This is a genomic window from Bacillus sp. (in: firmicutes) (genome assembly GCF_031983925.1).
Classification (GTDB): domain Bacteria; phylum Bacillota; class Bacilli; order Bacillales; family Bacillaceae_G; genus Bacillus_A; species Bacillus_A pacificus.
The window spans coordinates 191-12,804 of record NZ_DALYZR010000004.1 but is presented as its reverse complement, the minus strand read 5'-3'; the positions used below and the strand labels follow the sequence as shown (position 1 = coordinate 12,804).

At 34.8% G+C, this 12,614-nt stretch carries 16 protein-coding genes and 1 pseudogene; 13 read left to right on the top strand and 4 right to left on the bottom strand.

Annotation, left to right across the window (positions count from 1 at the left end; translation table 11 throughout):
* Positions 1-19 precede the first annotated feature (19 nt).
* The 4 genes from isdE to srtB are packed head-to-tail and all read left to right on the top strand — an operon-like array spanning position 20 to position 3,469.
* Positions 20-901 carry a heme ABC transporter substrate-binding protein IsdE gene (isdE, locus tag RTP99_RS14945; protein ID WP_011040739.1) on the top strand — a complete coding sequence of 294 codons (882 nt, stop codon included), beginning with the start codon at positions 20-22 and terminating at the stop codon, positions 899-901.
* A gap of 27 nt (positions 902-928) precedes the next feature.
* Complete coding sequence (locus tag RTP99_RS14940; RefSeq protein WP_001036854.1) at positions 929-1,912, top strand: FecCD family ABC transporter permease; 984 nt, start codon at positions 929-931, stop codon at positions 1,910-1,912.
* Positions 1,902-2,672, top strand: coding sequence for an ABC transporter ATP-binding protein (locus RTP99_RS14935; RefSeq protein ID WP_000403753.1), 771 nt, complete (start codon positions 1,902-1,904; stop codon positions 2,670-2,672). Before RTP99_RS14940 ends, RTP99_RS14935 begins: the two co-directional genes overlap by 11 nt.
* A gap of 32 nt (positions 2,673-2,704) precedes the next feature.
* Complete coding sequence (gene srtB, locus RTP99_RS14930; RefSeq protein WP_046648426.1) at positions 2,705-3,469, top strand: class B sortase; 765 nt, start codon at positions 2,705-2,707, stop codon at positions 3,467-3,469.
* A gap of 66 nt (positions 3,470-3,535) precedes the next feature.
* Here the strand turns inward: srtB and isdG are convergent, their stop codons facing one another.
* Positions 3,536-3,859: a heme oxygenase gene (gene isdG, locus RTP99_RS14925; protein ID WP_000587815.1), complete on the bottom strand. Its 324-nt coding sequence runs from the start codon at positions 3,857-3,859 to the stop codon at positions 3,536-3,538.
* Between the two features lie 298 nt (positions 3,860-4,157).
* Between isdG and RTP99_RS14920 the strand changes: the two genes are divergently transcribed.
* Positions 4,158-5,357: a class I SAM-dependent rRNA methyltransferase gene (locus RTP99_RS14920; RefSeq protein ID WP_001255962.1), complete on the top strand. Its 1,200-nt coding sequence runs from the start codon at positions 4,158-4,160 to the stop codon at positions 5,355-5,357.
* Positions 5,358-5,396: 39 nt separating this feature from the next.
* Here the strand turns inward: RTP99_RS14920 and RTP99_RS14915 are convergent, their stop codons facing one another.
* On the bottom strand, positions 5,397-5,591 hold the full coding sequence (locus RTP99_RS14915) for a YwbE family protein (RefSeq protein ID WP_001014318.1): 195 nt from the start codon (positions 5,589-5,591) through the stop codon (positions 5,397-5,399).
* Positions 5,592-5,765: a hypothetical protein gene (locus RTP99_RS14910; protein WP_001293581.1), complete on the bottom strand. Its 174-nt coding sequence runs from the start codon at positions 5,763-5,765 to the stop codon at positions 5,592-5,594.
* A 169-nt stretch (positions 5,766-5,934) separates the two neighbouring features.
* On the opposite strand from RTP99_RS14910, the gene RTP99_RS14905 reads away from it, so the two are divergent.
* The 7 genes from RTP99_RS14905 to RTP99_RS14875 all read left to right on the top strand — a co-directional run bounded on the left by RTP99_RS14905 (position 5,935) and on the right by RTP99_RS14875 (position 11,122).
* Positions 5,935-6,627, top strand: a complete 693-nt coding sequence (locus tag RTP99_RS14905; RefSeq protein WP_000018055.1) for a response regulator transcription factor — start codon at positions 5,935-5,937, stop codon at positions 6,625-6,627.
* Position 6,628: 1 nt separating this feature from the next.
* Positions 6,629-7,564, top strand: coding sequence for a HAMP domain-containing histidine kinase (locus RTP99_RS14900; protein WP_011040738.1), 936 nt, complete (start codon positions 6,629-6,631; stop codon positions 7,562-7,564).
* 125 nt (positions 7,565-7,689) lie between these two features.
* Entirely contained in the window at positions 7,690-8,613 is a 924-nt protein-coding gene (locus RTP99_RS14895) for an ABC transporter ATP-binding protein (protein ID WP_000221082.1), read from the top strand.
* On the top strand, positions 8,606-8,767 hold the full coding sequence (locus tag RTP99_RS14890; RefSeq protein ID WP_000931764.1) for a hypothetical protein: 162 nt from the start codon (positions 8,606-8,608) through the stop codon (positions 8,765-8,767). The genes RTP99_RS14895 and RTP99_RS14890 overlap by 8 nt, the downstream gene beginning before the upstream one ends.
* A 34-nt stretch (positions 8,768-8,801) precedes the next feature.
* A complete protein-coding gene (locus tag RTP99_RS14885) occupies positions 8,802-9,506 on the top strand; it encodes an ABC transporter permease (protein WP_000475539.1) in 705 nt (234 codons plus the stop codon).
* A 26-nt stretch (positions 9,507-9,532) separates the two neighbouring features.
* Entirely contained in the window at positions 9,533-10,402 is an 870-nt protein-coding gene (locus RTP99_RS14880) for a DUF4097 family beta strand repeat-containing protein (RefSeq protein ID WP_000720985.1), read from the top strand.
* Between the two features lie 24 nt (positions 10,403-10,426).
* A complete protein-coding gene (locus tag RTP99_RS14875) occupies positions 10,427-11,122 on the top strand; it encodes an ABC transporter permease (RefSeq protein ID WP_000945203.1) in 696 nt (231 codons plus the stop codon).
* Positions 11,123-11,202: 80 nt separating this feature from the next.
* Here RTP99_RS14875 and RTP99_RS14870 read toward each other — a convergent pair whose 3' ends face one another.
* On the bottom strand, positions 11,203-11,706 hold the full coding sequence (locus RTP99_RS14870; RefSeq protein WP_000284989.1) for a DinB family protein: 504 nt from the start codon (positions 11,704-11,706) through the stop codon (positions 11,203-11,205).
* Positions 11,707-12,068: 362 nt separating this feature from the next.
* Here RTP99_RS14870 and RTP99_RS14865 point away from each other — a divergent pair.
* Positions 12,069-12,614: pseudogene (locus RTP99_RS14865) on the top strand (collagen-like protein); the annotation flags it as partial.

Below are 12,614 nucleotides of genomic sequence, written 5' to 3'. Positions count from 1 at the left end.
GTATGGAAAGGAGTGGTGATTGAGAGTGAAGAAAATTGCAAGTGTACTAATGGCTATTATTTTATTAGTGAGTATAGCTGGGTGCTCATCATCAAAGAAAGAAACGGCGAAGCAGGTAAAGAGCGAGAGTAAAGAGAGAGTTGTTGCAACGACAGTCGCTGTAACTGAAATTATGGATGCATTAGAAGTAGATTTAGTTGGTGTTCCAACAAGTTCTAAAATTTTACCAAAACGATATAAAGGTTTACCAGAAGTAGGGAATCCGATGAGCCCTGATATGGAAAAAGTAAAATCATTAAAGCCGTCAGAAGTATTATCCGTGACAACACTTGAATATGAATTAAAGCCAGTTTTTGATGGTGTGGGTATGAAAGCAAACTTTTTAGATTTAACAAGTTTGAAAAACATGCAAAATTCAATTAACGATTTAGGTAAGAAATATGGACGCGAAAAGCAGGCGGAAGAAGTTGTGACTAAGTTAAATAAAAAAGTCGCTAGCATTCAAAAAGAAGTAAAAGGAAAGAAAGAACCGACAGTGCTTATTTTATTAGGTGTTCCGGGGAGTTATTTAGTGGCAACAGAGCATTCTTATATTGGAGATTTAGTAAAACAACTAGGTGGTAAAAACATTGTACAAGGTGAACAAGTAGAGTATTTAGCTTCTAATACAGAGTATTTAAAGAAAGCTGATCCAGATATTATTTTACGAGCAGCACACGGTATGCCTGATGAAGTTGTAAAAATGTTCGATAAAGAATTTAAAACGAATGACATTTGGAAACATTTTGCGGCAGTTAAAAATAATCGTGTTTACGATTTAGAAGAGCGTTTATTTGGAACGACAGGAAACTTAGCAGCAATTGAAGCGTTAGATGAATTGAAAAAAATGATGTATCCGTGATGCATTTTAATATAAAGGAAGAGTGGAATGAATAAAAAAACTTGGAGTTTCCTCATTGTTACTGTATTACTTATTGTTATGACATCATTGTCAGCAATGAAAGGGAGTTTAGAAATAGGGATAGTAGACCTTGTACAAGGAATATTTACAGGGGCTAATGAAGATGTGGAAGTGATTAAAGATTTACGTTTCCCGCGTATTATTATTGCGCTGTTCACTGGGGCGGCTCTTGCAGTTTCAGGTGTGCTTTTTCAAGCTGTTATGAAAAATCCACTCGCTGATGCTGGTGTAATCGGGATATCTTCAGGAGCAAGTTTTATGACACTTGTTATTATTACGTTATTCCCGCAATTCTTTTTCTGGGCACCAGTATTTTCCTTTTTAGGTGGTGCATTTGCATGTTATCTCGTTTATGCCTTTTCATGGAAGTCAGGGTTAAGTCCACTTCGCATTATTTTAGTTGGTATAGCTATTAATGCGATGTTTACTGGATTAAATGAATCGTTCGTTACGATTTGTGGATATTTCATTAAGAGTATTAAGCAAACGACGACTTCTAACATAACGATGAAGACGTGGGGTGATGTAGAAATAATGGTTACGTATGGAACAATTGGTCTTATTCTTGCACTGTTGGTAGGAGTTTGGTGTAACTTATTATCACTACAAGATAAGACTGCGAAAAACTTAGGTTTGCATGTGACGAGAGTTCGTCTTATTATTTCTGCCATTGCAGTACTTTTAGCGGCAGTATCAACAGCGATTGCAGGAGTCATTGCTTTTGTTGGATTACTTGTTCCGCATATTTCGAGACAACTAGTTGGTTCAGACCATAAAGTGTTGATTCCATTTTCTGCTCTTGCAGGAGCGTTATTAATTTTGACGGCGGATACGATTGGAAGGTTAATTGTGCCACCTAATGAAATTCCAGCAGCAACAATTATGGCGGTCATTGGTGGGCCATTCTTAATATTCTTGCTTAGAAAGAGTGATAAAGTTCATGGAAATTAAAAATGTAACCTTTTCATACGATAATGTAACAAATCGTTTAAAGTCTGTTAGTAGTGAAATAGAAATTGGGAAAATTACAACAATCATTGGTCCGAATGGTTGCGGGAAATCAACATTACTTGGTGTTATGTCTAGAAATCATGCTCCTAATAGTGGGGAAGTAATACTTGATGGAAAAGCGATTAGTGAGTATAAACCGAAAGAGTTTGCTAGAAAGTTAGCAGTTGTCCATCAACAAAATGAGGCGCCAGCAGATATTACAGTGGAAAAACTAATAAGCTTTGGACGTATGCCATATAAAAATGTTTTTTCTTCGCAAACTGATGAAGATAGAGAAGCAATTGAGCGTGCACTAACATGTACGAATTTGCAAAGTAAGCGTGAAAAGCCAATTCATGCTTTATCGGGCGGAGAGAGACAGCGGGTTTGGATCGCGATGACATTAGCTCAAAGTACACCAATGCTTTTCTTAGATGAACCGACAACTTATTTAGATATTTATTATCAGCTAGAAATATTAGAGTTAGTGAAAGAGTTAAATGAAGTGTATGGATTAACGATTGTGATGGTGCTACATGATATTAATCAAGCCATTCGTTATAGTGATCATATTATCGTTATGAAAGATGGGGAAATTGTTACGAAAGGTAATCCTAATGAGGTAATAACAGAAGAAATGGTTAAAGCAATATACGGTGTAGATGTCGTTGTAAAACAAGACGAAGATACAGGGTTATACATGGTACCAATGGGAATTTAAAGGATGGGCATAATCCGTTTTGAGGTGATAATTTGAATAGTAAGAAAGAACGGAAAAAGAATTCTTTTTTTCAACGAATACTTACAATTGTATTTTTAGGAATCTTTTTCTATTCAATGTATGAATTGGGTGGGATTTTCATGGATTATTATGAAAATCGTAAAGTAATGGCTGAAGCGCAACATATTTATAAGAGAAGTCCAATGGAAGAAAAATCAGAAGATGGGGAAGTACGTAAACAGTTTCAAGCTCTCCAAAAAATTAATCCAGAAATAGTGGGATGGATTACGATGGATGATACACAAATCAATTATCCAATCGTTCAAGCGAAGGATAATGATTACTATTTATTTCGTAATTATAAAGGCGAGGATATGAGAGCGGGAAGTATTTTTATGGATTATCGTAATGATGTGAAATCTCAAAACCGAAATACTATTTTATATGGTCATCGTATGAAGGACGGTTCTATGTTTGGAAGTTTAAAAAAGATGTTGGATGAAGATTTCTTCATGTCCCATCGTAAATTGTATTACGATACATTATTTGAAGGATACGACGTTGAAGTTTTTTCAGTATATACGACAACGACGGACTTTTATTACATTGAAACGGATTTTGAAAGCGATGCAGCGTATACAGCGTTCTTAAAGCAAATTCAAGATAAATCCCTTTACAAAACGGATACGAAATTGAAGGTTAATGATGAAATTATAACACTTTCTACATGTGACTATGCACTTGATCCAGAAGCAGGAAGATTAGTCGTACATGCGAAACTAGTAAAAAGACAGTAAATAAAAAGTATAGAATATGAGAAGTGGTAACGCTTCTCATATTCTATACTTTTAAAAAAACAGTTTTTACTGTGCTGCAGCCATTGGCATACGTACAACTTTCACATCATAGTAAGAGATTTTATTATCGAGAATATAATCTGGCATTCCGCCTTGATGTGAGTGAGCTGCTTTAAATGCTGGGCTCTTTGTCCAACCTTGGAAATCTTCTTTTGCATTCCAGCGCGTGCTAATTGTTACCTCGTCATAATCAACTGTATTTTGCGTTAGAAGAACTTCTAATCCTAAAAATCCTGGCATTGTTTCGACTTGACCTACTTTATTAAAACGATCAATTAATTTATGTCCATTTCCCTTTGTGATTTTAGCTGTATTTGTAACAATAATCATGTTTATTCCTCCTATAAGTTGTAGCCTTTATTTTCGAGAACTCATATACATTAAATGATAATGAAAATCATTATCATTGTCAATGGTAAATATGAAATATATAAGTATTTTTTCTATTATGTTGGACAGTAAGATTTCCATTTCAAAATGTAGTAAATAGGTGGCGGTTAAGCGAGAGAATGAGTGAGTTGTACTAGCAAAGCAATAATATGGTATAGTGAAACGAGGCTGTTTTTTCAGTCTCGTTTTTCAAATGCTTCCTATAGAGAAAGCATGCAAATGGAAAGGAAGTTTTTATATGCGATCAGAAGTAACTGTAAAAATAAAACCGAAATTTATAAAAGAAATTAAAAGTGGATATCCGCTTATTTTAAAAGATGCGATTCAAAATTTAAATGATGTTCAGGAAGAAGGAACAATCATTAAAGTGGTAGATGAGAAGAACCACTTTGTCGGAAAAGGTTATTATGGAAAACAAAATAAAGGATACGGCTGGATTTTAACGAGAAAAGAGAGTGAACAAATTAATCAATCTTTCTTTGAAAGTAAAATAAAATCTGCCTTACATAAACGAAAGCAATTTTACAAATCAAGTGATACGACAGCATTCCGTGTTCTAAACGGTGAGGGTGATGGGCTTGGAGGCTTAATCATCGATTATTATGACGGCTATTATGTAGTAAGTTGGTATAGCGAAGGGATTTATACTTTCAGAGATGAGATTATAGCAGCTCTTCAAAAAGTAGCAAATTTTAAAGGTATTTATGAGAAGAAGCGTTTTGATACGAAAGGAAAATACATTGAAGGCGATGATTTTGTAGCAGGAGAGCGCGGTGAGTTCCCGCTTATCGTAAAAGAGAATGGTGTGAACTTTGCTGTTTATTTAAATGACGGAGCGATGGTTGGGGTATTTTTAGATCAGCGTAACGTGCGAAAACAAATTCGTGATAAGTATGCGAAGGGAAGAACAGTGTTAAATATGTTCTCTTATACAGGTGCCTTTTCTGTATTTGCAGCGCTTGGTGGAGCGAGCAAAACGACGAGTGTCGACCTTGCAAATCGTAGTTTAAGTAAAACGATTGAGCAGTTTAGTGTAAATGAAGTTGATTATGAAGCGCAAGATATCATTGTAGAAGATGTATTTCTTTACTTCAAATATGCAGCGAAGAAAAAAATGAAATTTGATATGGTCGTACTTGACCCTCCAAGCTTTGCGCGTTCAAAAAAATATACATTTAGTGCAGCGAAAGATTATAAAAACTTATTAAAAGAAGCAATTGCCATTACAGAAAATAACGGGATTATCGTTGCTTCAACAAATTGTAGCGCATTCGATATGAAAAAGTTTAAAGGGTTTATCGATACAGCATTTAAAGAAATGAATGGCAAATATAAAATATTAGAAGAACATTCTTTACCAGAAGATTTCCGTACAATCGATCAATTTAAAGAAGGAGACTATTTAAAAGTAGTTTTCATTGAGAAAATTAAAGGGTAATAAAGAAAAAGGAGCTCGAGTTTAGTTGAGCTCCTTTTCTTATTGAACGATATTTTGTACTCTGCCGACTTGCCCGTCCTGCAAGCGCACTTTAATGCCATGCGGATGGGAAGGGGAGTTCGTTAAAATATCTTTTACAATGCCACGTGTTAATTTGCCAGTTCGTTGATTTTGTTTTAATACAATATCAACTTCAAGGCCGGGTACGATATTAGAACGTTTTTGTCCGTTCATTTATACACCTGTACGTCTACGTTGGTTGTTTGTTTTCTTTGTTTGTTGGTTTTGTAGTTTTTTTGTTTCTTGGCTTTGGTTTTTTGTATTTTGACCATTACCGTTACCTTGCTTTTTCTTTGCAAGTTGTTCACGCATTAAATCAGCTAAGCTTACTTTTTTGTTTTCTGACATGATAAGTCTCCTTTATATAAAGTTAATTATGAACTATCGTAGTAAATTTCATCATATCATTGTTATGGAAGGAAGGGAAGTTGGTTTGAAAATTCATATAATTGTTTCCAGTCTGTAGTAGTTACGATACAATTAAAATGTTAATGTTTGTAAAAAAGGGGATAGATATATGTCACATCATATTTTATTAGTGGAAGATGATATTTCAATTCAAGAGATGGTGCAGAAGTATTTAATAAAAGAGGGCTTTCAAGTTACAATCGCGTCTGATGGAGAGGAAGGCGTGAACACATATTTACAAGGTTCATTTGATTTGATTATCCTCGACATTATGATGCCAAAGTTAGATGGCTTAGAGGTTGTACGAATCATTCGAGAAAAAAGTGCAGTACCGATTTTAATGATGTCGGCAAAAGATACAGATGTTGATAAAGCTGTTGGATTAGGACTAGGAGCAGATGATTACATTTGTAAGCCATTTTCTATGATTGAATTGGCGGCGCGTGTAAAAGCGGGTATTCGGAGGTCTACGAAATATTCAGCTACAGAAACAACAGAAAAGATGATTCAAATTGGCGATTTAACACTCGATCCAATTAATTTTACTGTGGAAAAAAACGGGAAGCCTCTCAAACTTACTTTAAAAGAATTTGAGATTTTAAAACTGTTTGTAAAGAATCAAAATCGTGTATTTACGAAAGCACAAATATATACGCTAATTTGGAACGAAGAGTATTACGGTGACGATAACGTTATTAATGTTCATATGAGAAGATTGCGTGAGAAAATCGAAAGTGATCCATCTAATCCAGAATACATTAAAACGTTATGGGGTATCGGTTATAAGCTGGACGTGATGTAATATGGTCAATTTGTTAATAGGTATTATTTTTATATTGTTATGTGTCATTTATCTACAATATAAAATGAGGAAAAATAATAGCAAAAATTTGCGATACACATATGAAAAATTAGAAAGTATTGTTAATGAAAAAACAGGCGAGAAGTTACTCGTTATGACAGATGATCTAGAATTGCAAAAGTTGTTAGTGGCAATTAATCAATTGTTAGATGCGAAACAGAAAACGAATGCTGATCATGCGAAAGTAGAAATTTCGATGAGAAAAATGCTTTCAAATATTTCACATGACTTGAAAACACCACTAACAGTTATTCTTGGATATACAGAAATGTTAAATAAGGATAAAACGATAAATAAAGAAGAACAACAAATATTACTTGAAAAGGTGCATGTGAAAACATTAGAAGTAATGGAACTGATTCATAAGTTTTTTGATTTAGCAAAACTAGAATCTGGTGACAAGGCAATCGAGATGACAAAAGTAAATATGAATGAAGTTTGCCGTGAGAAAATTTTATCTTTTTATGATTTAGTGACGACGAAAGGTTTTCATGTTCATATTAATATACCAGAAAAAAATATATATGCACTTGGAAATGTAGAAGTATTAGGTAGAGTATTGAATAATTTAATATCAAATGCAATTACATATGGAGATGATGGAAAGACGCTCGGTATGACGTTAAGAGATGATGAAACGAATGTGTATATAGATGTATGGGATACAGGAAAAGGAATTGATGAATCTCATATTGATAAAGTGTTTGAGCGTATGTACACACTTGAAGATTCCAGAAATAGATTGTACCAAGGAAGCGGTCTAGGTTTAACGATTACGAAAAGGCTTGTAGAAGCGATGGACGGAGAAATACATCTTTTTAGTAAGCCGTATGAAAAAACAATTTTTACAATTGTATTAACAAAGATGCAGTTTTAGCTTGTAGAGAAGTAGATTCTACAAGCTTTTTTTCAGCGTAAGGAATTTGTAAGGAACGGGTAAGAAAAAAGAGATTTCCGTTGTCTATTATAGAAGTATAAAGTAGTGCGAAAGGAGAAAACGACATGACATATATATTAAAAACGAATCAGTTAACGAAAGTGTTTAAGGGGAAAGAAGTTATTTCTAGCGTTAACATGCATGTGAAAAAAGGAGAGATATACGGTTTCTTAGGACCGAATGGTGCTGGTAAAACAACGATTATGAAAATGATCACAAATTTAATAAAACCGACGAGCGGTGATATTGAAATTTTCGGTGAGAAGTTAACGGATACATCTTATGAAGTATTAAAGCGCATGGGGACAATTATCGAATATCCAATCTTTTATGATAAATTAACGGCGAAAGAAAACTTAGAATTACATTGTGAATATATGGGCTATTACGATAAAAACGCAATTGACCATGCTTTACATTTAGTAAAATTGCAAGGGATCGATAATAAAAAAGTAAAAGATTTTTCATTAGGGATGAAGCAACGACTTGGTATTGCAAGGGCGATCATGACAAAGCCAGAATTACTCATTTTAGATGAGCCAATTAACGGTTTAGATCCAATTGGTATTAAAGAGTTACGAGACTTATTTAAAATGCTCTGCAAAGAATATGGCATTACGTTATTAGTTTCTAGTCATATTTTAGGTGAGATGGAACTAATGGCGGATACAATTGGTGTAATTCAAAATGGAAAACTAATAAAAGAAGTTTCAATGCAGAGTATTAACGGAAAACAAACAGAGTACATTGAAATTACTGTTCTTGATGTGAAGCGTGCAGCTTATATTTTAGAAGATAAACTCGGTATAAAAAATTACAAAATAATGAGTGGAAATATGATTCGCGTGTATGAATTGAAGGCGACGCAGCAGGCTATTTCAAAAGCACTTATTATGAACGATGTGGAAATAGAAAGTATGAATAAGAAACATAGTTCCTTAGAAGAGTATTTCTTAAATGTAATGGATGGAGAGGGCATTCATGCTTAATGGATTGTTAGTGAATCTAGTGAGTGGATTAATCGTAATGTTTATAAGTGCAATTTTATATTATAGAAAACCTGAGCGGAAATGGTTGTTAATTATAATAGTGATAGGAATGATGAGCGTAGTTACTGCTGGAATTAGAATGTTAGTAGCATAGAGATAGTTATGTCAGTAATGGAGGCTTGGTTTATATGTTTAAATTGATGAAACTTGAATGGAAGAAACATAAATTATCTAGTTATTTTAAAGGGGTAGCAATTTGTATTATAGCAATTTTTGCTGCGGTAAGTCTTATGGGGGTGGGAGTGAAAGGTGAAGTAGACGCAGCCCTCACTGATTTCACAAAATATATGACTTTAGCAAACATTTTTATAAGAATGACATTTCTTATTTTTAGTGCAGTCATTTTATCGCGTTTAGTAATTGATGAATATAAGAACAAAACAATGCAACTATTGTTTATGTACCCATTACAAAGGAAATTGCTAATGAGGGCGAAATTAACAATTGTTTTTAGTTTTTGTTTTATCAGCATGATTATTGCTACGTTCACTATTAGTTTGCTCATATTTTTTATGAACCCAATGATGGGGTTAATTGAAACACCTATTACGATGGGTGAAATAATAGCTACTGTTCCAGCTACCTTTATAAGTGCATTTATGATATCTGGTATAAGCTTAATTCCTTTATTTTTTGGGATGAGAAAGAAATCTACACCGACAACAATTACTTCTGCAGTAATAATTGGGATGCTAATGAACAGTAACGTAGGTCCTGGAAGCGGTCAAGTAAGTATGTATGATTTTATATTTATCCCAATTGTACTCTGTTTATTAGGAATTTTTATTAGTTATTTATCGTATCGTAAAATCGACAAGATCGATGTAGCATAAAACAATAACGAACTGGGGTATGAATAGTGAAAAAAATAATAGTAATTGCAATATTATTCATTACAATTGCTAGTGCGTTTTTTTGTTTTAAAGTATTTCAGGGGAAAGATTTTAAGAAAGAAAAGTCTTTTGAGATAAATAATATAAAAGAAATAGAAGTGGACAATGAAAACTGGGATATTGAATTTAAAAGTACAGAAGCTAACAAAATAGTCATTTCGGCTCAAGGTAAACGTTTAGATAAAGAGGTAGATCCTGTCGAAATAGAACAGGCAGGGAATAAAGTTATAGTTAAGCAAAAACAAAAGGCGACCAGATTTTTTAATGGTTTCACGTTTAGGAAGAAAAATAGTATATGTATAGCTATTCCGAAGAAAGAAATAGATAAAATTGTATTAAATAATAAATCGGGTGATGTGAAAATAAGCGATATAGTAGTAAAAAGTATCGTGACAAAAAGCAAGTCTGGAGATGAAATGGTTGTAGGACTATCAGCTGAGAAAGGTGAATTCATATCGCAAAGTGGAGAGTTAGCTGTAAAAGATAGTTCAGTACAAGAATTAAATATAAAGTCTACGACTGGTGATAACTATATAACAAATGTAAGTAACTCAAATATGAACATCACTTCAACATCGGGAGAAGTATTACTGAAGGATATGAAAGAAGGAAAATCGTTATTTGTAGAAACAAAATCAGGAGATATTGGCGTACGGTATAAAGGTGTTCCGACTTCTTTAAAACTTACGGCTAAAAGTAATTCGTCTGACGTAATGGTGAATGTAAAAGGACTTAAGAAAGATAAAAATACAGAACATGTAAAAGCAGGAACCATTGGTGATGCGAAAAACGAAATGAAGATTTTAAGTAAAACAGGAGCGATTTATATCGATTAAATTTCAAATGAAAGGAGGACTATTATGCTACGTCTTATGAAGCTAGAAATGAAGAAGTTTAAGCTTGGATGGTATGTAAGGGGAGCGATTATTGCAAATATCGCTATACTGACATTACTGATCTTTACGAGCATCGTTTCTCAAATAGAAGGCGATCCAGAAATAAGAGATCCACAGATGGTTTTGTTAATGGCTAGTACATTAGTAAGAGCAACGTTTATTATTTTTGGTAGTGTGTTAATCGCAAGATTAATAATTGGTGAATATAAAAACAAAACAATACTACTTATGTTTTCTTATCCAATTAACCGAAAGAAAATGATGGTTAGTAAGTTGATTATTACAGCAACATTAACATTTATAACAGTTATTTTATCTAATATTTTAGTAGTAGGAGTTTTCTTTGGGATAGATAGCTATTTTTCAATTCTTCCTCATTCATTCACAGTAGATCAATTGATGCAAGAAGGGATAAACCTTGTTCCTTTAGCCGTTGCAACTGCGGGAATAAGTTTAATCCCACTATATTTCGGAATGCTTAAACGTTCAGTGCCAACTACAATTGTTTCATCAATTATCGTTGTATCAATTGCAATTAATAACACCCCAATGTTTTCAACGGCAACTTTTCTTCCCCTTCAACTAGCATTGGCAGCAATTGGAGTTGCCATTGCATATTACGGAATTAAAAATATAGAGAAGGAAGATATAACTGTATGATAAGAATACGTAAAATAGTTTCACATGAAACAAGTTACAGAAAAAGACAAGATGTGTAAACACCTTGTCTTTTTCTGTAGTTACATTTTAGGAGCTTCCATTCCAGCTGTAGCCCATTCTTCTTTTGCAGGACCATATACGCCAGGAACTGTTAAGCCAGCCTGGCGCATTAAAACTGTCATTTGTCCGCGGTGGTGATTTTGATGATTAATGAGTGTCATTAAAAATATAGAATTTGGCATAGGGCGGCCAAAGAAGTCATTAATAGTAGTTAAGTCTTTATCCGTCCATTCGCTTTGAAGTGCTTCAACAAAAGCTGTATTCACTTTACGATATCCATCTGCAATTGTTTTTGCTGAAGTTGGTACGGGATAATCTTTCGTTTCTCCTTCAAACTTTAGCCCTGTGCCAGATAGTATAACAGGAATTGCCGTCACGATATGCCAAGCGACTCTTCCTAACGTCCAGTGCCCAGGTGCGATTTCTTGTGACAAAGATTCATCTGTTAGTACATCGAGCATTTTTTGAGTAGACTCAGTCTCGTATGTCCATGATTGCAAGAAGCCTTCAATTGTTTGGTACATAGTTATCCCTCCTAGTTATGTTCATAGGTTACATTCGTGAAAAAAAGATAGTTTCCTTTTGGCCTATAAGAACAAATAAAAAAGAAGACTCCTAACAAGAAGCCTCTTTTTTATTAACTTTCTTCCCACTCTCCCTCATCAACTATAAGAAATAAGGTGCTCCAAGTACGAGAACATCAAGTGGTTTTATTAAGAAAAAGAATTTCGTTTGAGTAAGAAGGCAAAAGTACAAGCAAAAGGGGTAAAAATCGCATGTAATAATTATTAGAATGTACGGAGTAAAGTTATTCTGGGGTATTTGATAGGTGTTTTTTTATTTGTTGCTTATACTTAAAAGATTGAATTTGAAGGAGGGGATCAACATGTCTTCATGGCGCAATAATATAAATGGGTATTGTGAGTGTAATAATCAAAATGGTGTACATGTTGATTCGTGTTGTTTTAGTTGCGATGGGACAGTGCCTAAGCTAGGTCCAACTGGTCCGACGGGAGCAACGGGTCCAACGGGAGCGACAGGTCCAACGGGAGCAACGGGTCCAACGGGAGCGACAGGTCCAACTGGGGCGACGGGTCCAACGGGAGCAACAGGTCCAACCGGAGTGACAGGAATAACGGGAGCAACGGGAGCAACAGGTCCAACGGGAGTGACAGGAATAACGGGAGCAACAGGTCCAACGGGAGTGACAGGTTCAACGGGAGCGACAGGAATAACGGGAGCAACGGGTCCAACGGGAGCGACAGGAATAACGGGAGCAACAGGTCCAACCGGAGTGACGGGAGTAACGGGAGCAACAGGTCCAACGGGAGTGACAGGAATAACGGGAGCAACGGGTCCAACGGGAGCGACAGGAGTAACGGGAGCGACAGGAGTAACGGGAGCGACAGGAGTAACGGGAGCGACAGGAGTA

Coding starts and splice junctions, on each gene's coding strand:
- RTP99_RS14870 (WP_000284989.1), bottom strand. CDS start 11,706: ATGTACCAAACAATTGAAGGCTTCTTGCAATCATGGACATACGAGACT.
- RTP99_RS14910 (WP_001293581.1), bottom strand. CDS start 5,765: ATGTCAGAAAACAAAAAAGTAAGCTTAGCTGATTTAATGCGTGAACAA.
- RTP99_RS14935 (WP_000403753.1), top strand. CDS start 1,902: ATGGAAATTAAAAATGTAACCTTTTCATACGATAATGTAACAAATCGT.
- RTP99_RS14895 (WP_000221082.1), top strand. CDS start 7,690: ATGACATATATATTAAAAACGAATCAGTTAACGAAAGTGTTTAAGGGG.
- RTP99_RS14885 (WP_000475539.1), top strand. CDS start 8,802: ATGTTTAAATTGATGAAACTTGAATGGAAGAAACATAAATTATCTAGT.
- RTP99_RS14915 (WP_001014318.1), bottom strand. CDS start 5,591: ATGAACGGACAAAAACGTTCTAATATCGTACCCGGCCTTGAAGTTGAT.
- RTP99_RS14875 (WP_000945203.1), top strand. CDS start 10,427: ATGCTACGTCTTATGAAGCTAGAAATGAAGAAGTTTAAGCTTGGATGG.
- RTP99_RS14940 (WP_001036854.1), top strand. CDS start 929: ATGAATAAAAAAACTTGGAGTTTCCTCATTGTTACTGTATTACTTATT.
- RTP99_RS14920 (WP_001255962.1), top strand. CDS start 4,158: ATGCGATCAGAAGTAACTGTAAAAATAAAACCGAAATTTATAAAAGAA.
- RTP99_RS14900 (WP_011040738.1), top strand. CDS start 6,629: ATGGTCAATTTGTTAATAGGTATTATTTTTATATTGTTATGTGTCATT.
- RTP99_RS14905 (WP_000018055.1), top strand. CDS start 5,935: ATGTCACATCATATTTTATTAGTGGAAGATGATATTTCAATTCAAGAG.
- RTP99_RS14890 (WP_000931764.1), top strand. CDS start 8,606: ATGCTTAATGGATTGTTAGTGAATCTAGTGAGTGGATTAATCGTAATG.
- isdG (WP_000587815.1), bottom strand. CDS start 3,859: ATGATTATTGTTACAAATACAGCTAAAATCACAAAGGGAAATGGACAT.